Source organism: Geodermatophilus aquaeductus, from assembly GCF_900182545.1.
GTDB lineage: Bacteria > Actinomycetota > Actinomycetes > Mycobacteriales > Geodermatophilaceae > Geodermatophilus > Geodermatophilus aquaeductus.
In genome coordinates this window covers 415,224-439,103 of sequence record NZ_FXTJ01000002.1, presented here as the reverse complement: position 1 = coordinate 439,103, position 23,880 = coordinate 415,224, and the positions used below count along the sequence as shown (strand labels likewise).

The following is a 23,880-nucleotide window of genomic DNA, read 5'->3' as shown; positions in this document are numbered from 1 at the left end:
CCTGTGCTCTCGCGGTGTTCCCCGTGCTCCTGCGGTCGTGCGACACCGCAGGAGCACGGACGACGCCGCAGGAGCGGTCAGGGGACGGGGGCGGGGTCCTCGCCGGGGACGGCCGGGGCCGGGCGGGCGCCGCGGTCGGCCGGACGGTTCGGCGGCGTCGCGGCCCAGCGCAGCAGCGCCACCGCGGCCCAGGCGGCGAGCAGGCACCAGGGCAGCCGGGTGACCACCTCGTCGATCGTGAAGTCGCCGCGCAGGTACAGCGCGAGCACCGGCAGGGCCAGCACGAGCCCCACCGTGAGCACGTCCCAGCGCAGCGGGCTCATGACTCAGCGCTCTCCAGCCGCTCGCACAGCAGCGAGGCCCAGCGGTGCGCGGTGGCCCGCGCGCCGTCGATGAGGGCCACCGGCACCGTCGTCCGGCCCAGCACGGCGGCGGGGTCGGCGGTCAGGTCGGTGTCCTGGACGACGAGGGCGTCGACGCGGGGGAGCGCGTCCAGCCACGGACCGACGTCCTCGGGCTTGCGGGTCGCCTCGACGACGGCCCACACGCCCACCGGCGAGAAGATCGCCATGACCTGCTCGAGCCACGTGCGGGCACCGGCGCGCATCGGGGCGTCCACCGCGACGACGGTCGGCGTCCCCGCGGCGGCGGCCTCCTGCTTGCGGGCGATCGCGGTGTCGACGGAGGTGATCCGGCTGGTCTCGGACGCCAGCGCGGCGAGGTCCCCGCGGGTGGCCCACTGCAGCCGGTCGGCGTCCAGACGCATGGTGGCCGCCAGCGAGCGGGCGGCGGCGAGCGTCTCGACGCCCGGGCCGACCACCAGCAGCACCTCGCCGGCGCCGGTCGGGGCCGACGGCGCCGCGGGCAGCGCCGCACCGAACGCGCGGGTGAGCGCGGCGTAGGTGCCGGCGTCGGCGACCTCGGCCGTGAAGCCGGCGCCGAGCAGGTCCTCCGGCACGCCGAGCGCGCGCAGCCGGGCGACGGTGCCGGCGGCCTCGACCAGGCGCGGGTCGACCCAGCCGCGGCCGGCGGGCGTGGTGCCGGCCTCGCGGACCGACGACACGACGACGCGACCCGGGGTCCAGCCGCGACCGGCGCGGGCGTCGACCGGGAGGCGGGTCACGGTCGCCAGGCCCGGCGCCGGGGCGGCCACGCGGGCGACGGCCTGGCCCGGCACCGGCGGGAGGCGGCGGGCCGGCGGCACGGGCGGGCGCCCGAGCAGCCGCGGCACAGCCAGCTCGGCGCCGGGGGTGGGCGGCGGCAGCAGGGACAGGGGCGGCAGGACGGCGGTGGAGTCGAGCGCGAGCGGCGCGGGGTCGCTGGCGGTCGGCGCGAGCACCGCCTCCTCGACCTCCCACTCGTCGGACTCCGCCGAGGCGTCGACCCAGGCCGGCTCCTGGTCGGCGCGCTGCGAGGGCGCCGGGACCGGCGGGCGGCCGCGGTGCACGCCGCCCTGCGTCGAGGCGCTGGCGAGCACGCCGCGGAGGATGTCGGTGAGGGCGTCGTCGGGGGTGTCGTGCGCGAGGGCGGCCCGCAGGACCTCGGCGATGGCCTCCTCGCGCCCGGTGACCGGGCCGGTGAGGTCGGGCTCGGCGGCCCACTCGGCCACCGGCTGCGGCGCCGGCACCTCGATGGGCTCCACGACGACGGCCGGCAGCACGTCGGTGATCGGCTCGTCCTCGGGCACGAGGGCCACGGCGGCCTCGACGACGTCCTCCGCGACGGCCTCGGCCACGGGCTCCTCGACGGTGGGCTCCTCGGCAGGGCCCAGCAGGTCGGTGAGCAGGGAGTCCTCGTCGTCCGTCGGTTCCTCGGCGACCTCCTCGACGACGTCCTCCTCGACGGCGTCCTCGTGGACCTCGGCGACGGTCTCGGGGGCGACGGCGGGACGGGACACCGGCACGGGGTCGGCCCACATGTCCACGCCGGGCGCGACCTCGTCCTCGGTGGCCTCGGCCACGGGCTCCTCGACGACGACCTCGGCCGCGGACTCCTCGACGACCGGGGCCTCGACGACCGGCTCCTCGACGACCGGCTCCTCGACCACCGGCGCGGCGGGAGCCGGGGCAGCGGGAGCAGGCGCAGGGGCGGGAGCGGCCATCGCGGCGGCGAGGGCGGCGGCCAGCGGCATCGACGGCGCGGGCGCGGGCTCCGGCGTCCTCAGCACCGAGGAGGGCCCGGGCTCCTCGTCCCTCGCGGTGGCGGCGGCGGTCGCGTCGGCGACCTCCTGGACCGCGCGCAGGGCCTCGGCGGCCGACAGCGCGGCGGCCGAGCGGACGGCGTCGTCGACGGCCTCGCGCACCTCGCGGTCGCCCGAGACGACCTGCGCCAGCGCGGCGGTGAACAGAGACGGGCCGGCGGGCTCGACCGGCGTCGCCGGCGGCCGCACCGGGGCGCGCACGGGCTTCCGGGGAGCCGCGGCCGGCGCGGCAGCAGGAGCAGCGGCGGCGGCACGGGGGGCGGCGGCGCGGCGGAAGGCAGCAGCACCGGCAGCCGGGCGGCGCGGTGTGCCCACCGACGCGCGGGAGTAGAGGTCGACGTCGGCGTCACCGTCGGCGGACCCGAGCAGGCCGGCCAGCTCGGCGACCGGGTCGGGCAGCTCGCGGGGCGCGGCCGGGCGGGCGGTGGGACGCGCGGCCGCGGGACGGCTGCGGTGCATCTCGGTGGCCCGCAGGAACGCGCCGGTGTCCTGCAGCGGGCCGGGGTCGCGGCTGAGCGCGGCCTCGATGCGGCGCGCGGACTCCGACTTCGGGGCGGGCGCGCGCCGCGCCGGCTCGACCTCCTCCACCTCGGCGACGAAGCGCTCGGTGGCGAAGAAGCCCAGCACGCCGCCGGAGCGGATGCGGCGCACGCCGACGATCCGCACCGCGTGCCCGTACCGCTCCCGCGCCGCCGCGACGGCGGCCTCGGGCGTGGGCGCCTCAACGGATGGCAACGGCACCGTTCACCACTCCCAGTGACTCGATCTGGGCCGTGCGGGAGACCTCGGAGTACGAGATCACCGGCAGGCGGGGGAGGACCTGACGCATCAGGCGGGACAGCGCGGCCCGCACCTGCGGGGAGCACACGAGGACGGGGGACAGGCCGTGCTGCTCGGCGTCCTCGAGCAGCCCGCTGCAGCCGGTGACCAGCGCGTCGACCGAGCCGGCGTCGAGGGCCAGCACCTGGCCGCCGTCGCTGTGCCGCACGGCCTCCAGCAGCCGCTGTTCGAAGCCGGGCTCGAGGGTGAGGACGTGCAGCCGCTCGTCCGGCGTGACGTAGGGGTGGCTGATCGCCGCGCCGAGCGCGCCGCGCACCGCCTCGACCAGCCCGTCGAGGTCGGTGGAGGTCTTCGCCCGCAGCGACAGCGCCTCGAAGATGCGCACCAGGTCGCGGATGGAGACGTTCTCCTCCAGCAGCGCGTGCAGCACCCGCTGCACCTCGCCGAGGGTGAGCAGCGCCGGGGTGAGCTCCTCGACGACGACCGGGTGGGTCCGCTTGACCATCTCGACGAGCAGCCGCACGTCCTCGCGGCCGAGCAGCTCGGCGGCGTTCTGCCGGACCACCTCGGCCAGGTGGGTGGTGATGACCGAGGAGCGGTCGACGACGGTGGCGCCGGCCATCTCCGCCTGCCGCTGCAGCTCCACCGGCACCCACTTGGCCGGCAGGCCGAACACCGGCTCGCGGGTGGGCCGGCCGGGCAGCCCGTCGAGGGCGTCGCCGATGGCCAGCACGGTGCCGGCGGGGGAGATGCCCTTGGCCGCCGGGACGCCGTTGAGCCAGATGACGTACTGCGACGCCGGCAGGTCGAGGTTGTCGCGGGTGCGGACCAGCGGGATGACCAGGCCGGTCTCCATCGCGACCTTCCGGCGCAGCGCCTTGACCCGGTCGAGCAGGTCGCCGCCGCGGGAGGAGTCGACGAGGTCGACCAGGTCGAAGGCCACCTCGAGCTCCAGCGGGTCGACCCGCATGCGCTCGGCGATCGCCTCGGGGGAGTCGGGGGCCGGTGCCTCGGCGGCGGCGATCTCGGGCGTCTCGTCGTCCTCCGGCGGGACCTCCTGCATGCGCGAGGCCATGAACAGGAAGACCCCGCCGATCAGGAGGAAGGGCAGCTTCGGCAGCCCGGGGATCAGGCACATCGCCACGGCGGCGCCGCCGGCGATGCGCACCGGCTGCTTGAACCGGCCGAGCTGGGCGAGCAGGTCGCTGCCCATGTCCCCGTCGCTGGCCGAGCGGGTGACGATGATGCCGGTCGCGGTGGACAGCAGCAGCGCCGGGATCTGCGAGACCAGGCCGTCGCCGACGGTCAGCAGCGAGAACGTGGAGACGGCCTCGCCCGGCGCCATGCCCCGCTGCATGACGCCGACGGCGAACCCGCCGACCAGGTTGATCAGCGTGATGATGATCGCCGCGATGGCGTCGCCCTTGACGAACTTCGAGGCGCCGTCCATCGAGCCGTAGAAGTCGGCCTCGGCGGTGACCTCGGTGCGCCGCTTGCGCGCCTGCTTCTCGTTGATCAGCCCGGCGTTGAGGTCGGCGTCGATGGCCATCTGCTTGCCGGGCATCGCGTCGAGGGTGAAGCGGGCGCCGACCTCGGCCACGCGGCCGGCACCGTTGGTGATGACGACGAACTGGATGATCGTGAGGATCACGAAGATCACCAGGCCGACGACGAGCGAGCCGCCGATCACGAAGTGCCCGAAGGCCTCGATGACCTTGCCGGCGTAGCCGTCGGTGAGGACCAGCCGCGTCGAGGAGACGTTGAGCGCGAGGCGGAACAGCGTCGCGATGAGGATCAGCGCCGGGAAGACCGCGAAGTCCAGGGGCCGCTTGATCTGCATGGAGACCAGCAGGATCAGCAGCGACGCGGTGATGTTCAGGCCGAGCAGCAGGTCCAGCACCGCGGCGGGCAGCGGCACGACCAGCATGAGGACGATGGCCACCACGCCGATGGGCACGGCTGCCTTCGTCATCCCTCGCACGGGCACTGCATCGGCAGCCGGGGGTGCCCGGCCGACCGCGGACGACGCACCAGTCACAGCCGTCCCACCGCCGGGCGAGGCAATGGAGGCTCTGCGCACGTATCGGCAGGTGGGAGGTGCGTATCGCCTCCAATGCCCGAGGGGGCCCGGCGTCAGGAGGCGATCGGGGCCCTCCGGCGGCCGGCCCGCGGCAGGTCGGCGACGTCGGGTGCCTGGAAGCCGGGACGGTGGAAGCCGCCGCGCACGCCGCGGGCGCCGAGCTGCATCACGAAGGCCAGCACGCGGGCGACGGCGGTGAACAGCTGCGGCGGCACCTCCTGGCCGATCTCGCACGAGGCGTGCAGGGCCCGCGCCAGCGGCACGTCCTGGACCATCGGCACCCGCGCGTCGGCGGCCCGCTCACGCAGCCGCGCGGCCACCTCGTCGGCGCCCTTGGCCACCACCCGCGGCGCCCCCCGCTCGGGCTCGTACTTCAGCGCCACGGCGACGTGCGTCGGGTTGACCAGCAGCACGTCGGCGGTGGCGACCTCGGCCATCATCCGGTTGCGCGACATCGCCAGCTGCATCGAGCGGCGCTGGCCCTTCACGTGCGGGTCGCCCTCGGACTGCTTGTGCTCCCGCTCGATCTCGTACTTGGTCATCTTCAGCTTGCTCATCGTCTGCTTGCGCACGACGACGTAGTCGGCGATCGCGATGACCAGGCCGGTGACCGCCACGACGCGCAGCATGAGGACGGCGGAGGAGGCGAACGTCGCCACCACGGCCGACAGCGGCAGCGCGCCCGACGCCGACACCAGCGCCTGCGCCCGGTCGCTGGTCACGACGACGACGGTGCCCAGCGCCGCGGTCTTGATGACGGCCTTCACCGCCTCCCAGAGCCCGTGGGTGCCGAACATCCGCTTCATCCCGGGGAACGGGTTGAACTTCTTCAGCGTCGGCTTCATGCCCTTGGTGGCGAAGGAGACCCCGCCCTGCGCGGCCGAGGCCAGCACCCCGACGAGCATCAGCGACAGGGCCATCGGCAGCACCGTCTCGAGGAAGACCGTCAGCGCCTGCCCGAGCAGCGCCCCGACCGCCTCGGCGTCCGGCTCGTCGACCACCGACCCGAACTGCACGAACAGCCGGCCGGCGGCGTCGAAGGTGTTCGCCACCAGCATCGGCAGGAAGACGCTGGCCGCCGCCACGCCCGCCCAGGTGCCCAGCTCCTGGGTCCGCGGGATCTGCCCCTCCTTGCGCGCCTCCTTCAGGCGCTTCGGAGTGGGCTTCTCGGTCTTCTCACCCCCCTGACCGTCCTTGGCCACGGCTCACCCGCTCCGGAAGCCGACGACCGCGCGGGTGGCCTGCTCCAGCAGCGCGTCGAGCGCCGGCGGCAACAGGGGGAAGGTCAGCCCGAGCAGCGCGAGGGTCAGCATGATCTTCACGGGGAAGCCGATCGCGAAGATGTTGAGCGCCGGGGCGGCCCGGGACAGCAGGGCCAGGGCGACGTCGGCCAGCAGCAGCACGGCCACCATCGGGCCGGCGATCTGCAGCGCGGCGAGGAACATCGTCGAGAACGCCGTCAGCACCACGTGCGCGACGTCCCCGGCCGGGTAGCCGCCGCTGACCGGCAGCCCCTCGTAGGAGGTGGCGAACCCGCGCACGATCAGCAGGTGCCCGCCGCTGGTGAACAGCAGCGTCGTCGCCAGCAGGTAGTGCAGCTTGCCGATGACGGAGTTGGTCGTCATGGCCAGCGGGTCGTAGGCCGGCTGCAGCGAGAAGCCGCCGGTGACGTCGATGAGCTCGCCGGCGAACTGCACCGCGGTGAAGAACAGCTGGACGACGAAGCCCAGCGCCGCTCCGATCGCCACCTCGCTGACGGCGGTGACGACGAGGAACCCGGTGGTCGGCTCGGGCAGCCCGGGCGCCACGCGGTCGACCAGCGCGACCGCCAGCGCCAGGGCCAGCGCGCCCTTGACCGGCGCCGGGATGGTACGGGTGGTGAACGGCGGGGCGAGCAGGACGAAGCCGGCCGCCCGGGCGGTGGCCAGCAGCAGGGCCGCGAGCGTGACCGCCGGGACCTCGAGGTCCATGCCGGTCAGGTCCGCCCGAGCAGCTGCGGCAGCTGGGCGAACAGGGTGTGGGTGAAGTCGACCAGCTCGGCGAGCACCCAGTTGCCCGTGACCAGCAGCGCGATGCTCACCGCGATCATCTTGGGGACGAAGGACAGCGTCGGTTCCTGGATCTGGGTCGCCGCCTGGAACAGCGAGATCAGGAAACCGACCAGCAGCGCGGTCAGCAGGACCGGGGCGGCCACCTTGGCGGCCACCATCATCGTCTGGATGGCGATGTCGGTGACGTCGGCGTCGGTCATGAATACGACCCCACGAGCGACGTCGTGATCATCGCCCAGCCGTCGACCACGACGAAGAACAGCAGCTTGAACGGCAGCGACACGATCGACGGCGGCACCATCATCATGCCCATCGCCATGAGCGAGGCGCTGACGAGCATGTCCAGCACCAGGAACGGGATGAACACGACCAGACCGATGATGAAGGCGCTCTTGAGCTCGGACAGGACGAACGCCGGGACCAGCGTCGTCATGCTCACCGCCGCGCGGTCCTCGGGCTGCTCCTCGCCGGACAGGCCGACCATGAGCTGCAGCTCGTCGTCGCGGGTGTTGTCGAGCAGGAACTCCTTGAGGGGCACGACGCCGGCGTCGTAGGCCTGCGAGACCGTCATCGCGCCGTCCATGTAGGGCTGGACGGCGACCTCGTTGACGTCGGACAGGACCGGGCCCATCACGAACAACGTGAGGAACAGCGCGATCCCGGTGAGCACCGAGTTCGGCGGCGAGGACTGCAGGCCCAGCGCGTTGCGGGTCAGCGACAGGACGACGACGATCTTGGTGAACGACGTGCACAGCAGCAGCACCGCGGGCGCCACCGACAGCACGGTGATCGCGAGGATCAGCGTGATCGAGGTGCTCGGGCTGCCGTTGCCGACCGAGATGTCGACCCCGCCGTCGACCGCGGGCACGGTCGGTGCCGTGGGCGCGGTGGGGGCGGTCGGGGCCGCGGCGGCCGGCCCGGCGAGCAGCACGCCGGCGACGGCGCAGCCCAGCAGGGCCAGCAGCACGGTGGCGGCCCGGCGCGGCAGGGACCGCGCCAGCGGGGGAGGGGTCATCAGCGGCGGACCGTCCGCTCGCGCAGCGACGTGACGAAGCCCGCCCAGCCCTGCCGGTCGAACACCGAGCCGGCCAGCGCGCCGCCGACCCGCGGCGCCGGCACGGCCGGTCCGCCCCCCGCCGCGGGCGCAGCGGCGGCGCGCTCGGCGAGCGTGGTCTCCACGGCGTCGCCGTCGAGCTCGGCGAGCAGGGTGACCTGCTCCTCGGTCGCGCCGACGACGAGCACGCGGTCGGCGATGCGCAGCACGTTGACCGTGCTGGTGCGGCCCATCCGCTGGCGGGCCACGACCTCGACCAGCCCGCCGGTGGAGCCCAGCCCGCGCTTCTTGGCCAGGCGCGCGGCGAACCACAGCACGCCGCCGACGAAGGCCAGCGACAGGATCAGCCGGATCAGCATCCAGGTCATGCCTGCGCGGCTCCGATCTCGGCGGCGGCGTCGCTGACGATCTCGCTGATCCGCAGCCCGAAGTCCTCGTCGACGACGACGACCTCGCCGCGGGCGATGAGCGTGCCGTTGACCAGCAGGTCGGCCGGGGCGCTGGCGGCGCGGTCGAGCTCGACCACCTCACCCGGGTGCAGCGAGAGCAGCTCGCCCACGGTCATGCGCGTCCGGCCGATCTCGACGGTGACCTCCATGGCCACGTGCCGCAGCAGGTCCAGGCTGTTGCGCGGCGCGCGGGCCGCGGTCGGCAGCGTCACCTGCAGCGCGAGGGTGGCCTGGTGGTCGGTGCCGGCCGACAGCGGGACGGCCACGAACATGCCCTTGTCCCGCAGACCGTCGAGCGCGGTGACCGGGTCCTCGGTGCGCTCGGCGTCCACGCGGACCCGGCCGAGGGTGGCCGCGGCCGCCTCCAGCGCCGGGCGCAGCGCGGTCGCGACGTCCATCGGGCCGACGGGGGAGTTGTCCAGCGCCTCGACGACCTCCGCGGAGAGCACGAGGACGACGTCGCCGGTGATCTCCCCGGAGAGCCGGGCGCTGACGGCGACGGCCGCGGCCGGCGGGACCGGGACGGCGTCGGGGTCGGTCACCGCCGGGCCGGGGTGCAGCTCGGCACCGGCCGGGACGAGCGCGGCCGCGGCGCGGGCGGCGGCCACCACGACGGCGGTGATGGTCTCGGCAGCAGCGGAGGTGGCGGCCTGGGCGGGGTCGAGCGTGGCGGTCATGCGAGGTCCTTCGGCGCGGCGGAGGGGGCGGGGACGATGGCGGCGGCCAGGCGGCGGCGGTGGTTGCTGGCGATGGCGTGGGCGAACACGACGTCGTTGGTGGTCACCTCGAGCGGGGCGTCCCGCGGGTGGCGCAGCAGCAGGACGTCGCCGACGGTGAGCGACAGCAGGTCTTCCGAGGACACCTCGAGCGGGCTGAACCGGACGCTCACGTCGACCGGGACGAGCTCGAGGCGCTCGGCCAGCAACTGCGCGGCGCGCTGCCGCTTGCGCTGCGCGGACTCCGACAGCTGCGGCGAGGCGGCGTTGGACAGCGCCGGCGCGAAGGAGGAGAAGGGCAGGACCAGCGAGGCGTTCCCCTCGCGGCTGCCGATCGACATCGTGAACCGGGCGACCATCACGGTGTCCGAGCCGGCCGCGGCCTGGGCCAGCGCCGGGTTGTACTCGACGTCGTCGGCCACCGGCTGCATGACGGCGATGTGCGCGAACGCGGCGGCGAACTCCTGCAGCAGCCGGGTCATCAGCTGCCCGGTGATGGTGGTCTCCATCGCCGTCATCGGCCGCTCGGGCTGGGTGGCGGCACCGGAGCCGCCGAGCATGTGGTCGACGGTCGCCATCGCGATGTCGAGCGGGTAGGCCAGCAGGCCCTTGCCGGCCAGGGGCTCGATGGTGAACGTCGTCAGGAAGCACGGGTCGGGCAGCGTGGCGACGTAGTCGTCGTAGGAGTGCTGCTCGATGCCGTGCAGCTCCAGCCGGGCGCCGGTGCGCAGCATCGTGGTGAGGACCGTCGTCGCCTGGCGGGCGAAGGCCTCCTGCGCGATCTGCAGCACCCGGACGTGCTCGCGGCCGAGCTTGGTGGGACGGCGGAAGTCGTAGGTGCGCGGGGCACCGCGCCGGCTGCGGCCACCGGCCGGCGCCTGCGGCCCGGGCCCGGAGGGCGCGGTCGCGGTGTCGGGGCGGGTCACGGTCCCCTCATCGGCGGGGCCGGAACGCGAACTGACCGGCGGCGCGGGGCGCCGCCGGTCAGCCGGGGAGGGTGTGGCGCGTGGTGCGCCGGGGTGTCACTGGGACGGCACCGGTGGTGCGGTCCCGTCTCCTGTGGTGGTGGAGCAGCGGGTGGTGTGCGGTTCCGGCGCTGCCGGCGCCGAGGATGCGCCGCAGGTGCACGTCACCTCGGACGGCGGGGACGGCAGAGCGCCCGGGCGGGCTACTGGGTGACGTACTCGGTCAGGTAGACGTGCATGACCATCGGGACGCCGTCCTCGGTGTAGGCCTCCACGATCTGGTGCTCCAGGGACTCCTTGAGCGCCTCGCGGGCCCCGACCACGTCGGCCGGCTGGGCCTGGGAGTAGGTGGAGATGAGGATGTCGAGGGCCTTGGAGCCGTCGACGCCACCGCCACCGTGCCCGCCGGCGGCGGCGTCCGCGGTGTACTCCAGGGTGATGCCGATCTTGAGGTAGCCACCGCCGGCGAGGTTGACCGCGATGGGCTCCAGAGCGGTGTACCCGCCGTGCTCGGGCTCGGCGGCCTCGGCCTCGCCCCCGGCGAAGAGGAAGAAGTACGCGGCGGCGCCGGCCACGACCAGCAGGACGGCGAGGATCGCGATCAGCTTCTTCTTCCCGCCCTTCGGCTCCTCGCCGTCGGCCGCGGCGTCCTTGTCCTTCGCGGCCTTGTCCTTGGTCTTGGTGCTCACTCGTGGGTGCCTTCCTGTGCGGCCGGAGCGGCCGGGGCGGTCTGTGCGGGGGCGTCGAGGCCGGGGAGCAGCTCGGCGGCCTCGGCGGAGGCGTCGGACAGCACCACGATGTCGACGCGGCGGTTGAGGGACAGGGCGTTCGGGTCGGAGGCGGGGACCACCGGCCGGGTGTCGGAGTAGCCGGTGCCCGAGAGGCGGTCCTGCGGGACGCCCTCGGCGGCCAGGTAGCGGACCACCGTCGTCGCCCGGTAGGCCGACAGCTCCCAGTTCGACGGCCACGGCCCGCCCGCGGTGACCGGCAGCGAGTTGGCGTGCCCCTCGACGGCCAGCCGGTTGGGCAGGGCGGCCAGCGTCGGGGCGACGGCGTCGAGGATGGTGCGCCCGGCCGGCTGCAGCGTCGCCTCCTCCGGGCCGAAGAGCACCGGGTCGGAGACGATGTGCACGACCAGGCCGCGCTCGTCGATCTCGAACCGCGCGGCGCCGGCGTGACCGGCGGCCGCCAGTGCCGCGTCGATCGCGTCCCGCGCGGCGGCGAGCTCGTCGTACTCGGCACGGGCCTCCGCGGCGACGCGGGCGGCCTCCTCCGCGGCGGCCTGCGCGGCGGCGGCGTCGACGTCGGACTCCGCGGCCGGGGCCGGGGGGATCTGGACGTCGACGGCGGCGTCGAGGGAGTCGAGGACCGAGGCGTCGGAGTTGGTCCCCGCGCTGCTCAGGGCGCTCACGGGGGCACCGAAGGCCTCCGACAGGCCGCTGGCCAGCGCCGCGAACTTCTCCTTGTCCACCTGGCTCATCGCGAAGAGGACCACGAAGAGCACCAGGAGCAGCGTCATCATGTCCGCGTAGGACACCAGCCACCGCTCGTGGTTCTCGTGCTCCTCCTCCTCGTGCTTCTTGCCGCGGCGGCGGCCGCCGTGGCCGCCGCTGCTCACGCGGCCTCCTTGGCGACCTCACTGGGCGGGATCAGGGAGTTGAGCTTGAGCCGGACGGCGCGCGGGCTGGTGCCGGCTTGGATCTCGGCGATGCCCTCGACCAGCAGCTCCATCTGGGCGGCCTGCAGCTCGCTGACCCGCAGGATCTTGGCGCCCATGGGGAGGAACCAGAAGTTGGCGGCCATGACGCCCCACAGGGTGGCGACGAACGCCGAGGCGATCATCGGGCCCAGCGCCTCGGGGTTGCTCAGGTTCCCCATGACGTTCATCAGGCCGACGATGCAGCCGACGATGCCGATGGTCGGCGCGTAGCCGCCCATCGTGGTCATGAACTTGGCGGCGACCTTGTCCTCCGCCTTCTTGGCGGCGATCTCGCTCTCGAGGACGCCGCGCAGCTCCTCGGGGTCGGTGCCGTCGATGCCCATCTGCAGGCCGCGCTTGAGGAAGGGGTCCTCGATCGCCTTGACCTGCGCCTCCAGCGCGAGCAGGCCCTCCTTGCGGGCCTTCTCGGCGAGGCTGACCAGCGTCTGGATCTGGTCCTTGGCCGACGGCACCTTGGCCGGCATCAGGCCCATCTTGAACCAGCTGCCGACCTTCTTGACGTCGTCCATCGTCTGGCCGGACATCGCCGCGCCGAAGGTGGCGACGATGACCAGGACGATGGCCGGGAGGAACAGCAGCGACATCGGGTCGGCGCCCTCCATGACCATGAAGATGAGGAGGGCGATCAGGGAGACCGCGAAGCCGATCAGGGTGGCGGGATCCACGGGTCAGCGCTCCTCACGGGCCGGGAAGGGCACGACCGACGCGCGGCGGGCCTCGCCCGGCGGTTCGGTCGCGGAGGCGCCGGGAGCGGTGCGGTAGGTGCCGCGGTCCATGGCGTAGGCGGTGGCGAGGATGCTCGCGCGGTACTCGCGGATCTCGTCGAGCACGGCGTCGACGTCCTCGCTGACGACGTACTTGGTGCCGTCGACGAGGAAGACCACGGTGTCGGGGTGGCCCTCGACCCGCTCGATCAGGTCGGGGTTCAGCGCGAAGTGCTCCCCGTTCAGGCGCGTCACTCGGATCACGGGTGGGTCCTCTGGCTCGGTCGGGAAGGGGGAGAGGCAGCCGCGACGGTGCGGCGCCGGCTACAGGGACCATCGGTCCCGCGCGGGGACTGCTTGAGCCGAACCCGGCCCGCCGCATCACCCCCGCGGGTGAGCCGGGCACCGCGTTCCCGCACGTCACACGCGTCCCGGGGACACGGACGGCGCCACGGCCGGCGCCCCGACGCGGCGCGGCCCGGCACCCCGGGGAACGGGTGCCGGGCCGCGTGCTGGCCTCCCTCCAGGGGCCCGCCGCGAGCTCGCGAGCGGTGGGGAGGGGGGAGGTCCTTACCGCTTGAGGTTGACCAGGTCCTGCAGGATCTCGTCGGAGCTGGTGATCACGCGGCTGTTCGCCTGGAAGCCGCGCTGGGCGACGATCAGGCCGGTGAACTCCTCGGCGAGGTCGACGTTGGACATCTCCAGCGCGCCGGCCGTCAGGCTGCCGCGGCCGCCCGTGCCGGCCTCGCCGACGACGGCCTGGCCGGAGTTGTCGCCCACCCGGTAGCTGGTGTTGCCGGCCTTCGACAGGCCGCCGGGGTTGGCGAAGGTGGCCATCGCCAGCTTGCCGATCGGCTCGCGCAGGCTGTTGGAGTAGACGCCCATGATCGTGCCGTCGTTGCTCAGCGAGATCGACTGCAGCGTGCCCATGGCGTTGCCGTCGACGCCGGTGGGGGTCAGCGCCGTCTTGCCGCCGAACTCGGTCATCCCGGTCAGGTCGATGCCCACGCTCTGGCCGGCCACCGTGAACGCGAACGTCGTGCCCCCGCTCGGCCTGCCCGTGGCCGGGTCGAAGGTGAGCGCCTGCGAGCCCAGCGGCGTGGTGCCCTCCTGCGCGGCGACCGTCCAGGTGTTGGCGGCGCCCTTGGTGAAGGTCAGCGAGATCTCGTGCGCGGTGCCGACGGAGTCGTAGGCGGTGACCTGCGTCTGCACGACGTCGTTCACCGCCGTCCCGGTGGACAGGTTGCCCACGAGCGCGCCCTCGGTGGTGGCGGTGGGGGCCATGACCTGGCCGAAGGGGATCCGCAGCGGGCCGATCGGGCCGTTGGAGTTGACCTCGCCGTTCGCGTCGGCGGTCCAGCCCTGCAGCTGCGCGCCGTCGGGGGTGACCAGGTTGCCGGCGCCGTCGTAGTCGAAGGACCCGGCGCGGGTGTAGAGGTTCTCGTTGCCGGCCTTGGTCACGAAGAAGCCGTCGCCGCTGATCATGAAGTCGGTGGCGCGGCCGGTGTTCTGCGTGGAGCCCTGGCCGAAGTTGGTGGTGATGCCGGCGACCTTGACGCCGAGGCCGACCTGCGCCGGGTTGGTGCCGCCGGTCTCGGCGGTGGGCGCCGAGCCGTTGCGGATCACCTGGGACAGGGTGTCCTCGAAGACGGTCTGGCTGCTCTTGTAGCCGACGGTGTTGACGTTGGCGATGTTGTTGCCGGTCACGTCGAGCTTGGTCTGGTGGGCGCGCAGGCCGGAGATGGCCGAGAACATGGAGCGGAGCACGAGGGGGTCCTCTCGGGAGGGGGAGCGGGGGGCTCGAGCGGGGTCAGGCGGGCAGGGAGACCTCGGTGAGGCGGCCGATGGGCACCTCGGTGCCGCCGACGACGGCGTTCGCCCCGTCGGAGCTGAACCGGACGGAGGAGACCGTCCCGGACTTCGTCGTGCCGTCCTCGGCGGTCCAGCTGACGTTGTGGCCGACCAGGGCGCCGGCGGACAGCGAGCGCTGCAGCGCGAGCAGCTCGGCGTTCTGGGAGGCGATCTCCTCGAGCTTCTCGACCTGGGTGAACGTCGCCGTCTGCGACATGAACTCGGTCGTGCTCGTCGGGCTGTTGGGGTCCTGGTACTTCATCTGCGCGACCAGGAGCTGCAGGAACGTGTCCTTGCCCATCTGGTCGCTGCGGTCCACGGACGTGGCGGCGGTGTACGTGGCCGGGCTGCTGCCCACGCCGCCCACGGGGTCGGTCATCGTCGGCTCCTCTCAGGCCCGGACGTCGAGGCCGCTCGACGCGGGGTGGACGGGGGCGGCGGCCGGGCGGCCGCCGTCGGGGTCGGCGCCGCGCAGCCACGGGCGGCCGCGGTCGTCGGCGGGGCCGTGCGCGCCGCCGCGGCCCTGGCCGCCAGCCTGCTGCCAGCCGGCCTGCCCCTGCGACTGGCCCGAGCCGGCCTGGTCGCGGTCGACCGACAGCTTCGAGCAGGTGAGGCCGGAGGCCTCCAGGTCGCGGCGCAGGTCGGGCAGCGCGTCGAGCAGCGCGGCGCGGCCGGCGTCGGAGGCGCCGCGCAGGCTGAGGTCGAGCCGGCCGTCGTGCACGGTCACCCGGACCTCGACCGGCCCGAGCGTCTCCGGCGTGAGCACCAGCGTCATGGTGTGCGTGCCGTCGGGCCCGGAGGCGAGCGTGGCGACGGCGGGGGCGACCTGGGCGGCCACCGGCTGCTGCGGGACGTCGGCCCGGGCGGCGGGAGCGGCCGCGGCCGTCGCCGCGGGAGCCGGGGCGGCTGCCGGTGCGGCGGTCGCGGCGGTCGGGACGGGCACGTCCGCCGTGCCGCGGTCCTGCTCCCGGGTCCCCGCGTCGGCGGTGCCGCCGGAGGCCGCGGCCACCGGGACCGGGGGCAGCGGCTCGGCGAGGACGGGCACGGCGCTCGTCGTGGCGGTTGCGGGTGCCGGCTCGGCGGCCCGGACGACGACGAGACCCTCGGGGAGGACGGGTGCGCCGGGGGTCGCGGGCACGGTCGCCGGGACCGGCACCGGCGCGGCGGGGACGGCGCCCTGCGGCAGCGGGGCACCGGCCGGGGCGGGGACGCCGGCGGCCGCGGCGGGGAGCGCCTGCGGGAGCGCGGCGGCGGGACCGGGCACCGCGGCGGCCGCGTCGGGAACGGCCTCCGGCACGGCGGGCGCGCCGGGAGCGGGTGCGCCGGCGGCCGGGGGAGCGGCGGTCGGGACGGTGGTGCCCAGCGCGAGGGCCAGCGCCCACCCGGCCGGGAGCGCACCGGGCACGGCGGGGGGATCGACGGCGGCCGGCGTGGCGCCGTCGGCGGTGGCGTCGTCGCCGGGAGCCTCCGGGCGGCCGGGCTCCCCGTCGCGGCCGAGGGCGCGGCCGGGGCGGTCGCCGTCGCGGCCCACGGCGCGGCCGGGGCGGTCGCCGTCGCGGCCGACCCCGCGGTCGCCCGGCGGGCGGTCGGCGGCCGGGCGCTCGGCGACGGCGTCGTCGAGGGCGGACGCGAAGCCGGCGGCCGAGCCGGGGTCGGAGCCGGACGCCGGCGCGGGGGCGGGCGCGGCCGCGGGGGTGGCGGTCAGGACGGGTGCTGTCACGAGTAGGCCTCCGCGGCGCTGGTGACCTTGCGGACGTAGGACTGGGTCTCGGCGTAGGGCGGGATGCCGCCGTAGCGGGCGACCGTGCCGGGACCGGCGTTGTAGGCGGCCAGCGCCAGGTCGGTCGAGCCGAACCGGTCGGTGAGCTGGCGCAGGTAGCGGGCGGCGCCGTCGACCGACGACGCCGGGTCGGTGGCGTCGACGCCCAGGCCCCGGGCGGTCGCCGGCATGAACTGCATGAGGCCGGTGGCGCCCGCCGACGACACGGCGGCGGGGTCGAAGCCGGACTCCACCTTCGCCACGCCGGCGAGCAGCGCGGGGTCGACGCCGTGCCGGGCGCCGGCGGCGGTGAACAGGTCGGCGTAGGGGACGCCGGCCAGCCCGGAGCCGCCGGTTGCGGGGAGCGCCGACGGGGCGGCGGTCGAGGGAGGGAGCACCCGGCGGATGAGCGTCGGGTCGCCCACGTCCTGCACCTTGACGACGTCGCCCTCCTGCGGCGCGGCGATCATCTTGCCGTCGCCGACGTAGATGCCGACGTGGTCGATGCCCGGGCGCGACGGGGAGTTGTCGAAGAACACGAGGTCGCCGGGGCGGGCCTCGGCGAGGCCGGCGACCGGGGTGCCGGCGGTGGCCTGCTGGGAGCTCGTGCGCGGCAGGTCGATGCCGAGGTCGCCGAAGACGCGCTGCACCAACCCGGAGCAGTCCAGGCCGACCGAGGGGTCGGTGCCGCCCCAGGCGTAGGGGACGCCGAGGTAGCGCTCCGCGGCGGCCACGACCCGGGCCTCGGGGCCGCTGCCGGCCGTCGCGGGAGCGGCGGTCGCGCTCGTCGCGGCGGTGCCGGTCAGCCCGGCGGCGGAGGCCGCGGTCGACCAGGCGGCCGAGGTGGACGTCGAGGACGCCGAGGCGAGGGTGAGGATCCGGTTCTGGATCTCGGCGATGCGGCCCTGCACCGCGGTCAGTCCCTCCACGGCTCCTCCTCTCGTCCCTCGCTGTCGGCCCCGGCGTGCCGGGCGGTGACCAGGTCGTCGACCGCGCGCTCCTCGGCGGAGAGCTCGGCGTGGTGCTGGGCGAGGAGGTGCCGCTCGCGCAGCTTCTCCAGCGCCTTCGTCTGCTGGGCGGCGGCGGTCCACCGCGCGCGCAGCAGCCCGGCCTGCTCGGCCGAGGCCTGCGCCGTCGCCCGTGCAGCTGTCACATCGGCAGCCGCGGCGGCCGATGCGACCATCGCGGCGAGGAAGACGTGTGCCGGGGACGACGCCGGCGGCACCCGGGTGGCGAGGGCGGCGGCCTGCTCCTCGGCGCGGCGCTCGGCCTCGCGGGCCGCGGCGGCGGCGTCGGCGGCGGCCCGCTCGGCGGCCTGCTCGGCGGCGCGGCGCACCCGCAGCACCGGCTCGAGCCGGAAGCCGGCCCGCTTGCCCACGTCAGCCGGCCGTCACGAGCCGGTGCAGCATCGACCACGCGTCGTCGGGGGCGGTGCGGTCCTCCAGCGGCTGGCGCAGGAAGGCGTCGAGCACGGGCGACAGCGCCCGGGCGCGGTCGACCAGGGGGTCGCTGCCGGCCTGGTAGGCGCCGATCTCCACCAGCTCCTTGACGTCGCGCAGCGCGCCGAGCAGCCGCCGGGCCTCGCGGGCGTCGGCCATGCGGGCCGGCGACACCACCGCGCCGGCGACCCGGGAGATGGACTCCAGGACGTCGATGGCGGGGAAGTGGCCGGTGGTCGCGAGCTTGCGGGTGAGCACCACGTGCCCGTCGAGGATGGAGCGGGCGGTGTCGGCGATCGGCTCGTTGTGGTCGTCGCCCTCGACGAGCACGGTGTAGAGGCCGGTGATCGAGCCCGTGGCGCCGGGGCCGGCCTTCTCCAGCAGCCGCGGCATCATCGCGAAGACGCTCGGCGGGTAGCCACGGGTGGCGGGCGGCTCGCCGGCGGACAGGCCGACCTCGCGCTGGGCCATGGCCGTGCGGGTGATCGAGTCCATGAGCAGCAGCACGTCGCGGCCCTGGTCGCGGAAGCCCTCGGCGATGCGGGTGGCCACGAACGCGGCCTTGAGCCGCACCAGCGGCGGCTCGTCGGAGGTGGCGACGACGACGACGGTGCGGGCCATGCCCTCCGGGCCGAGGTTCTCCTCGAGGAACTCCTTGACCTCGCGGCCGCGCTCGCCGATCAGCCCGATGACGCGGACGTCGGCCTCGGTGCCGCGGGTGATCTGCGCGAGCAGCGTGGACTTGCCGACGCCGGATCCGGCGAAGATGCCCAGCCGCTGGCCCTTGCCGACCGGCACGAGGGTGTCCAGCGCGCGGACGCCGACCGGCAGCGCCTCGTCCACCCGGCGGCGGGAGAGCGCGTGCGGCGTCTCGCTGGCCAGGTCGACCCAGTCGATGCCGCCACCACTGCCGGCGCCGAGCGGGCCGTGCCCGTCGACCGGCCGGCCGAGGCCGTCGAGCACCCGGCCGAGCAGCGCCTCGCCGACGGGCACCTGCAGCGGCATGCCGGTGTTGCGGACCGGGGCGCCGGCGTGCACGCCGCCGAGCTCGCCCAGCGGCATGCAGGTGAGCCGGTCGCGGGAGACGGCGACCACCTCGGCCATGAGCCCGCGCGGGCCCGGGTCGACCTCGACGAGGTCCCCCACGGCGGCGGCGACGCCCTCGACGGTGAGCGTGAGCCCCATCGCGCCGACCACCGAGCCGGTCAGCTGCGGGCGGGCGGCGCGGCGGGCGCGCGCGATCAGCGCTGCGGTGCTCATCAGGTGGTGCCCCCGCCCGACAGCACCGCCCGCACCCGAGCCAGCGCCGTCGACAGCTGGGCGTCGACCCGGCGGGTGCCGCACTCGGCGACCGCGCCGGCGCGCTCGACGGCCTCGTCGCCGACGACGGTGACCGAGGCCGGCAGCGCGGCCAGAGCGTGCGCCGGGACCTCGGCGAGGTCGTCGGGGTGCAGCCGGACGACGGCCGGGGCGTCGGAGGGCAGCAGGGTCAGCGCCCGGCGCACCGCGTCGAGCCCGGCGGTGGTCGACGCCGACACCTCGCGGCCGAGCAGCTCCTCCAGCAGCGTGAGCACGCCGTCGAGGACGGTCTCGCGGACGTCCTCGGCGGTGGGCACCGCGGCGGCGTCCAGCGCGGACACGGCGGCACCGAGGGCCGCGGTGGCCGAGGCCATCCGCCGCTCCCAGCGGGCCTGGACGTCGGCCAGCCGGGCGGCCGCCTCGGCCTCGGCCTGCGCGACGACCCGGCCGGCCTCGGCGAGCCCCTCGGCGTAGCCGGCGCTGTGCCCCTCGGCGCGGGCGAACTCGCGCAGCCGGGCGAGCTCCTCGGCGTAGACGTCGCCGAGCCGCCGGACGCCCCGGCCGTTGGGCACGGGGACGTCGGCGGCGCGGCGGACGGTGCCCCGCCGCTCGACGACGACCTCGGGCGCGGTGGCCACGACGGGGGAGGGCCGGGCCGGCTGCGGCGCCGGCCGCGGGCGCGGCGGCACCGTCGTCCCGGGCACCGAGCGGTAGGGCGCCGCCGCGGTGGCCGAGGCCCCGCGCAGCAGCACCGACTCCCGCCGCACGTCAGGCGACGAACTCATCGTCCCCGCCGCGCGAGATGGTCACGACGCCCTGCTCCTCGAGCGTGCGGATGACCGCGACGATCTTGCCCTGGGCCTCCTCGACCGTGCGGGCGCGGACCGGGCCGAGCAGCTCGATCTCCTCGGCGAGGTTCTCCGCGGCGCGCTCGGAGAGGTTCCGCACCACCTTGTCGCGGACGTCGGGGCGCACGCCCTTGAGCGCGGTGGCCAGGTCGTTGGCCTCCACCTCGCGCAGCACCAGCTGCATCGAGCGGTCGTCGATGGTGGTGATGTCCTCGAAGACGAACATCTGCGCGCGCACCTGCTCGGCGAGCTCCGGGTCGGAGGTGTCGAGCCACTCGAGGATCGAGCGCTCGGTCGGCCGCGGGGAGCGGTTGATGATCTCGACGAGGGTCTCGACGCCGCCGACGGTGGACATGTCCTGGTGGGCGAGCAGCGAGCCCATCCGGCGACCGAGCTCCTCCTCCACCAGGCGGACCATCTCCGGGGAGGTGCGGTCCATCGTGGCGATCCGGTGGGCCACCTCGGCCTGCTGCTCGGGGGAGAAGCCCGAGAGCACCTCGGCCGACTGCGCGGCCGAGAGGTGGGCCAGCACCAGGGCGATGACCTGCGGGTGCTCGTCCTTGAGGAAGGTGACCAGCTGGCGGACGTCGGCGTTGCGCAGCGAGGCGAAGGGCACCTCGGTGTAGACGACGTTGAGCCGGGCGAGGATGCCCTCGGCCTTGTCCTCGCCGAGGCCGGCCGCCAGGATCTCGCGGGCGAAGTCGACGCCGCCGCGGCCGACGAAGCGCTGCGCGGCCATGAGCTCGTGGAACTCGCTGAGCACGCCGTCGACGTCGGCCGGCTCGACCGAGCCGAGCTTCATGATCTCGCGGGTGAGGGCCTCGACCTCGCGCGGGCGCAGCTTGGACAGCAGCAGCCCGGCCTCCTCCTTGCTCATCTGGGCGAGGAAGACGGCGGCCTTGCGCAGGCCCGGCATCTCGGGACGGGGCAGAGCCGGCGGCAGGGCGGGCAGGTTGGTCCCGCCCGCGCCCACCAGCTGCTCCACGGATGCGAGCGTCACAGCTCCTCCTCGCTGGCGCTCGTAGGACCTGCTCCGCAGGTCGCGATACCCATGAGTGACCTCGCGAGCTCGGTCACTTCACATCACTCAGCCAGCCGCGCAGCATCTGCGCCACCTCGTCCGGACGTTCGCTGACCATCGTGGCGATCTCCCCCCGCACCCGCTGCCGCTCCGCGGCCTCCAGTTCCAGCGCCCGGTTGTCCAGGACGGCGGTGTCGTCGCGCGAGCTGGACACCCGCAGCCGCTCCAGCTCCGCGATCAGGCCCTCGTCGAGCTCCAGCGGCTCGTCGTCCTCGTCCTCGTCGTCGTCGTCGCGGCGGCGCGAGCGCAGCCACACGACCAGGACCAGCAGCGCGATGCCCAGGCCGATGGCGCCGTTCTTGATCAGCGACCACATCTGCGCCTGCTGCTCGGCCTCGCGGGCCGCGGTCATCTCCGCGGCGGCCTGGTCGGCGGCCGTGGTGTCGAAGGCCAGCGAGGCGACGCTGATGCCGTCGCCGCGCGCCGGGTCCAGGCCGACGGCGTTGCCGATGAGGCCCTGCACCTGGGCCTGGTTGAGGCCGCCGGCGACGGTGTCGTTGAGGACGACGGCGACGGTGAGCCGGTTGACCTCGCCGGGCGCGCTGACGGTGTTGGTCACCGTCTGGTCCACGGCGTTGTTGGCCGTCGACGACTCGGTCGAGTAGTCCGACGTGCCGCCGCCGGTGCCGTTCGCGGCGTCCGCGGTGTTCTCCGGGCCGAGCACGCCGCCCACGGCGGTGCCGTCGCCGGTGTACTGCTCCCGCGAGGTCTGCTCGGACACCGGGGGCGTGCCCTCGGTGTAGCCGTAGGTCGTCGCGGTGCTGTCGCGCTGGGACATGTCCAGGTCGGCGCGGACGGCGACCCGCGCGTTGCCGGGGCCGAGGACGGTGTCGAGGATCGCCTGGGCGTTGGCCGCCAGCCGGGTCTCGTAGTCGGTCTCCATCTGCGAGCGCGCGTCACCGGAGGCCGACGTCACGCCCTGCCCGGCGGCCGACAGCAGCTGGCCGGTGGAGTCGGAGACGGTGACCTGCTCGGGGTCCATCCCCTCGATGCTCGAGGACACCAGGTTGGTGATCGACTGGATCTGCTCGCCGGCGAGCTGGGTGCCCGGGGTCAGGTCCAGCAGGACCGACGCCGTCGGCTCGCCCTCGTCGCTGGCGAACACCTCGTCCTCGGGCAGCGCGACGTGGACGACGGCGGTCTGCACGCCGTCGAGCGCCTCGAGGGTGTTGGACAGCTCGCCCTCGATGGCGCGCTGGTACTGCACCTGCTGCTGGAACTCGCTGGTGGTGATGCCCTGCTCGTCGAGCAGCGCGTAGCCGGTGTCGGAGCCGGCCGGCAGGCCCTTGCCGCTCATCTGCAGCCGCAGGTCGTAGACGGCGTCGTTGGCGACCAGGATCGTCTGGCCGCCGTCGGCCAGCTCGTAGGCGGTGCCGGAGGCGTTGAGCTCGTCGACGATCGCCGAGGCGTCGGCCGAGGCCAGGTTGGAGAACAGCGGCGCCATGGTCGGCGTCGTGATCCAGCGGTAGAAGAAGAAGCCGCCCAGCGCCAGCCCGGCGACCAGGAGGCCGATGACGACCTTCTGGCCCAGGCTGATCGTGGCGAGGGTGCTGCGCACCTTCGCCAGCGGCCCCGCCAGTGCGGCAGGCATCAGACCGGCATCCTCATGATCTCGGTGAAGGCCTCAACGGCCTTGTTCTTGATGGTCACGACCATCTCCGTCGCCACGGAGGCCTCCTGCGCGGCGATCATGTAGTCGTGCACGTCGCGCAGGTCGCCGGTGGCGGCCTGCACCGCGAGCTGGTCCTTCGAGGACTGCAGGCTCCCCAGCTCGTCGAGCGCGCCGGTCAGCGCCGCGGCGAAGCCGTCCGCGCTGCCCGGCGTGGCCGCGGGGGCAACCTGGCCGACGTCGGAGATGCCGCCGAGCGCGCCGATACCGGGGATGGTGGGCATCGAGATGCCGCCGATGGGGGAGGTCACGTTCAGCCCTTCCCGAGCTGGAGGGCGGCCTGGTAGGCGGTGGTCGCCCGCTCCAGGGACGCCAGGTTCGCCTGGTAGCCGCGCTGGGCCATGATCAGCTGGGTCATCTGGTCGCCGAGGTCGATGTCCGGGTAGCGGACGTAGCCCTCGGAGTCGGCCAGCGGGTGGTCGGGCTCGTACACCAGCCGGCCCTCGCCGCTGCCGAACTCGGCCCGAGCGACGCGCACGCCGCCCTCGCCGGAGCCGTAGTCCACGGCCTGCGCGACGACCATGCGCTCCTTGAACGCCTCGCCGTCGGTCGAGCTGACCGTGTTGATGTTGGCGATGTTGTCCGAGACGGCGTCCATCCAGCGGCGGTGGACCGACAGTCCGGACCCGGAGATGTCGAGGCTGTCGAACACGTCAGGACGTCCTCAGCGCCGTGCGCAGGCCGCTGTACTTGCCGTCGAGCGCGGTGAGGGCGAACTGGTAGCGCAGGCCGGTCTCGGTCGCGATGACCGTCTCGCTGTCGAGGTTCACGTTGTTGCCGTCCTCACGCGTGGGCTCGAGGGAGCGGGCGATGGAGCCACCGGAGACCGTGGGCGTCCTCCCCTGGCGCAGCTCGGTGCGCAGCGAGGACTCGAAGTCGGTCCGGCCGGCGAGGAAGCCCGGGGTCTGGACGTTGGCGATGTTGTCCGCGGTGACGCGCTGGCGCTGGGCCAGGCCGGACAGCGCCGCGTGCAGCGTGGTCATCGTGACGTCGCTGATCATCGGGCGGACCGCCGGCGGGCAGGACGGCAGGGCACGACTGGCCTCCGGGTACGTCGTCGACCCCCGCGCGCGAGCGCAGGGGAGGGGCCGCCGATCCGTGGCGAGGTTGTGCTGTCCGTGCAGGGGTGGCATCGGCAGCGCTCCGTCACACCTTGACCACTCCGCGTGACACCGGGGACGGGTGTGACGAATGGCGCGGACGGGCCGGACGGGG

General features: G+C 74.7%; 26 protein-coding genes. All 26 read right to left on the bottom strand.

The features are described from left to right. Nucleotides 1-77 precede the first annotated feature (77 nt). The 26 genes from FN207_RS07255 to flgB all read right to left on the bottom strand — a co-directional run bounded on the left by FN207_RS07255 (nt 78) and on the right by flgB (nt 23,666). Nucleotides 78-323 carry a hypothetical protein gene (locus tag FN207_RS07255; RefSeq protein WP_142457635.1) on the bottom strand — a complete coding sequence of 82 codons (246 nt, stop codon included), beginning with the start codon at nt 321-323 and terminating at the stop codon, nt 78-80. Continuing rightward, on the bottom strand, nt 320-2,935 hold the full coding sequence (locus FN207_RS07250) for a hypothetical protein (protein ID WP_142457634.1): 2,616 nt from the start codon (nt 2,933-2,935) through the stop codon (nt 320-322). Before FN207_RS07250 ends, FN207_RS07255 begins: the two co-directional genes overlap by 4 nt. Next, on the bottom strand, nt 2,922-4,952 hold the full coding sequence (gene flhA / locus FN207_RS07245; RefSeq protein WP_246065843.1) for a flagellar biosynthesis protein FlhA: 2,031 nt from the start codon (nt 4,950-4,952) through the stop codon (nt 2,922-2,924). The genes FN207_RS07250 and flhA overlap by 14 nt, the downstream gene beginning before the upstream one ends. Before the next feature lie 161 nt (nt 4,953-5,113). Beyond that, the gene (locus tag FN207_RS07240) at nt 5,114-6,262 is read right to left on the bottom strand and encodes an EscU/YscU/HrcU family type III secretion system export apparatus switch protein (RefSeq protein WP_142457632.1); all 1,149 of its coding nucleotides are present in this window, start codon (nt 6,260-6,262) and stop codon (nt 5,114-5,116) included. A 3-nt stretch (nt 6,263-6,265) separates the two neighbouring features. Then, complete coding sequence (fliR, locus tag FN207_RS07235) at nt 6,266-7,030, bottom strand: flagellar biosynthetic protein FliR (protein WP_110907585.1); 765 nt, start codon at nt 7,028-7,030, stop codon at nt 6,266-6,268. A gap of 5 nt (nt 7,031-7,035) precedes the next feature. Continuing rightward, the gene (gene fliQ, locus FN207_RS07230; protein ID WP_142457631.1) at nt 7,036-7,311 is read right to left on the bottom strand and encodes a flagellar biosynthesis protein FliQ; all 276 of its coding nucleotides are present in this window, start codon (nt 7,309-7,311) and stop codon (nt 7,036-7,038) included. Further along, on the bottom strand, nt 7,308-8,126 hold the full coding sequence (gene fliP / locus FN207_RS07225; protein WP_142457630.1) for a flagellar type III secretion system pore protein FliP: 819 nt from the start codon (nt 8,124-8,126) through the stop codon (nt 7,308-7,310). The genes fliQ and fliP overlap by 4 nt, the downstream gene beginning before the upstream one ends. Beyond that, complete coding sequence (locus FN207_RS07220; protein WP_142457629.1) at nt 8,126-8,533, bottom strand: FliO/MopB family protein; 408 nt, start codon at nt 8,531-8,533, stop codon at nt 8,126-8,128. The genes fliP and FN207_RS07220 overlap by 1 nt, the downstream gene beginning before the upstream one ends. Beyond that, complete coding sequence (gene fliN / locus FN207_RS07215; protein ID WP_142457628.1) at nt 8,530-9,291, bottom strand: flagellar motor switch protein FliN; 762 nt, start codon at nt 9,289-9,291, stop codon at nt 8,530-8,532. Before fliN ends, FN207_RS07220 begins: the two co-directional genes overlap by 4 nt. Continuing rightward, nucleotides 9,288-10,256, bottom strand: coding sequence for a flagellar motor switch protein FliM (locus tag FN207_RS07210; protein WP_142457627.1), 969 nt, complete (start codon nt 10,254-10,256; stop codon nt 9,288-9,290). The genes fliN and FN207_RS07210 overlap by 4 nt, the downstream gene beginning before the upstream one ends. A 242-nt stretch (nt 10,257-10,498) precedes the next feature. Then, nucleotides 10,499-10,984 carry a flagellar basal body-associated FliL family protein gene (locus FN207_RS07205; protein ID WP_110907579.1) on the bottom strand — a complete coding sequence of 162 codons (486 nt, stop codon included), beginning with the start codon at nt 10,982-10,984 and terminating at the stop codon, nt 10,499-10,501. Next, nucleotides 10,981-11,913, bottom strand: a complete 933-nt coding sequence (locus FN207_RS07200; protein WP_142457626.1) for an OmpA/MotB family protein — start codon at nt 11,911-11,913, stop codon at nt 10,981-10,983. Before FN207_RS07200 ends, FN207_RS07205 begins: the two co-directional genes overlap by 4 nt. After that, nucleotides 11,910-12,680 carry a motility protein A gene (locus FN207_RS07195; protein WP_185938226.1) on the bottom strand — a complete coding sequence of 257 codons (771 nt, stop codon included), beginning with the start codon at nt 12,678-12,680 and terminating at the stop codon, nt 11,910-11,912. The genes FN207_RS07200 and FN207_RS07195 overlap by 4 nt, the downstream gene beginning before the upstream one ends. A gap of 3 nt (nt 12,681-12,683) precedes the next feature. Beyond that, nucleotides 12,684-12,983 carry a flagellar FlbD family protein gene (locus tag FN207_RS07190; RefSeq protein ID WP_142457625.1) on the bottom strand — a complete coding sequence of 100 codons (300 nt, stop codon included), beginning with the start codon at nt 12,981-12,983 and terminating at the stop codon, nt 12,684-12,686. Between the two features lie 306 nt (nt 12,984-13,289). Then, nucleotides 13,290-14,486, bottom strand: coding sequence for a flagellar hook protein FlgE (locus FN207_RS07185; protein ID WP_142457624.1), 1,197 nt, complete (start codon nt 14,484-14,486; stop codon nt 13,290-13,292). 43 nt (nt 14,487-14,529) lie between these two features. After that, the gene (locus FN207_RS07180; RefSeq protein WP_142457623.1) at nt 14,530-14,949 is read right to left on the bottom strand and encodes a flagellar hook assembly protein FlgD; all 420 of its coding nucleotides are present in this window, start codon (nt 14,947-14,949) and stop codon (nt 14,530-14,532) included. Between the two features lie 12 nt (nt 14,950-14,961). Then, entirely contained in the window at nt 14,962-16,290 is a 1,329-nt protein-coding gene (locus FN207_RS27275; RefSeq protein WP_142457622.1) for a flagellar hook-length control protein FliK, read from the bottom strand. Further along, the gene (locus FN207_RS07170) at nt 16,287-17,258 is read right to left on the bottom strand and encodes a transglycosylase SLT domain-containing protein (protein ID WP_142457621.1); all 972 of its coding nucleotides are present in this window, start codon (nt 17,256-17,258) and stop codon (nt 16,287-16,289) included. The genes FN207_RS27275 and FN207_RS07170 overlap by 4 nt, the downstream gene beginning before the upstream one ends. Beyond that, the gene (locus FN207_RS07165; protein WP_142457620.1) at nt 17,246-17,707 is read right to left on the bottom strand and encodes a flagellar export protein FliJ; all 462 of its coding nucleotides are present in this window, start codon (nt 17,705-17,707) and stop codon (nt 17,246-17,248) included. The genes FN207_RS07170 and FN207_RS07165 overlap by 13 nt, the downstream gene beginning before the upstream one ends. A gap of 1 nt (nt 17,708) precedes the next feature. Continuing rightward, a complete protein-coding gene (locus tag FN207_RS07160) occupies nt 17,709-19,028 on the bottom strand; it encodes a FliI/YscN family ATPase (RefSeq protein ID WP_142457619.1) in 1,320 nt (439 codons plus the stop codon). Next, nucleotides 19,028-19,852 (bottom strand): FliH/SctL family protein, encoded by an 825-nt coding sequence (locus tag FN207_RS07155; protein ID WP_142457618.1) that lies wholly within the window; start codon nt 19,850-19,852, stop codon nt 19,028-19,030. The genes FN207_RS07160 and FN207_RS07155 overlap by 1 nt, the downstream gene beginning before the upstream one ends. Beyond that, a complete protein-coding gene (gene fliG, locus FN207_RS07150) occupies nt 19,836-20,915 on the bottom strand; it encodes a flagellar motor switch protein FliG (protein WP_185938225.1) in 1,080 nt (359 codons plus the stop codon). The genes FN207_RS07155 and fliG overlap by 17 nt, the downstream gene beginning before the upstream one ends. 73 nt (nt 20,916-20,988) lie before the next feature. Then, entirely contained in the window at nt 20,989-22,587 is a 1,599-nt protein-coding gene (gene fliF / locus FN207_RS07145; protein WP_142457617.1) for a flagellar basal-body MS-ring/collar protein FliF, read from the bottom strand. Further along, on the bottom strand, nt 22,587-22,916 hold the full coding sequence (fliE, locus tag FN207_RS07140) for a flagellar hook-basal body complex protein FliE (RefSeq protein WP_221888082.1): 330 nt from the start codon (nt 22,914-22,916) through the stop codon (nt 22,587-22,589). Before fliE ends, fliF begins: the two co-directional genes overlap by 1 nt. Nucleotides 22,917-22,918: 2 nt before the next feature. Next, a complete protein-coding gene (gene flgC / locus FN207_RS07135) occupies nt 22,919-23,317 on the bottom strand; it encodes a flagellar basal body rod protein FlgC (protein ID WP_142457616.1) in 399 nt (132 codons plus the stop codon). Between the two features lies 1 nt (nt 23,318). Continuing rightward, on the bottom strand, nt 23,319-23,666 hold the full coding sequence (gene flgB, locus FN207_RS07130; protein ID WP_142457615.1) for a flagellar basal body rod protein FlgB: 348 nt from the start codon (nt 23,664-23,666) through the stop codon (nt 23,319-23,321). Nucleotides 23,667-23,880: the final 214 nt, after the last annotated feature.

Excerpts from the sequence above, each read along its gene's own strand:
- FN207_RS07255 (WP_142457635.1), bottom strand. The coding sequence starts at position 323 with ATGAGCCCGCTGCGCTGGGACGTGCTCACGGTGGGGCTCGTGCTGGCC.
- flhA (WP_246065843.1), bottom strand. The coding sequence starts at position 4,952 with ATGACGAAGGCAGCCGTGCCCATCGGCGTGGTGGCCATCGTCCTCATG.
- fliR (WP_110907585.1), bottom strand. The coding sequence starts at position 7,030 with ATGGACCTCGAGGTCCCGGCGGTCACGCTCGCGGCCCTGCTGCTGGCC.
- fliQ (WP_142457631.1), bottom strand. The coding sequence starts at position 7,311 with ATGACCGACGCCGACGTCACCGACATCGCCATCCAGACGATGATGGTG.
- fliP (WP_142457630.1), bottom strand. The coding sequence starts at position 8,126 with ATGACCCCTCCCCCGCTGGCGCGGTCCCTGCCGCGCCGGGCCGCCACC.
- FN207_RS07220 (WP_142457629.1), bottom strand. The coding sequence starts at position 8,533 with ATGACCTGGATGCTGATCCGGCTGATCCTGTCGCTGGCCTTCGTCGGC.
- fliN (WP_142457628.1), bottom strand. The coding sequence starts at position 9,291 with ATGACCGCCACGCTCGACCCCGCCCAGGCCGCCACCTCCGCTGCTGCC.
- FN207_RS07180 (WP_142457623.1), bottom strand. The coding sequence starts at position 14,949 with ATGACCGACCCCGTGGGCGGCGTGGGCAGCAGCCCGGCCACGTACACC.
- FN207_RS07160 (WP_142457619.1), bottom strand. The coding sequence starts at position 19,028 with ATGAGCACCGCAGCGCTGATCGCGCGCGCCCGCCGCGCCGCCCGCCCG.
- FN207_RS07155 (WP_142457618.1), bottom strand. The coding sequence starts at position 19,852 with ATGAGTTCGTCGCCTGACGTGCGGCGGGAGTCGGTGCTGCTGCGCGGG.
- fliF (WP_142457617.1), bottom strand. The coding sequence starts at position 22,587 with ATGCCTGCCGCACTGGCGGGGCCGCTGGCGAAGGTGCGCAGCACCCTC.
- flgB (WP_142457615.1), bottom strand. The coding sequence starts at position 23,666 with ATGATCAGCGACGTCACGATGACCACGCTGCACGCGGCGCTGTCCGGC.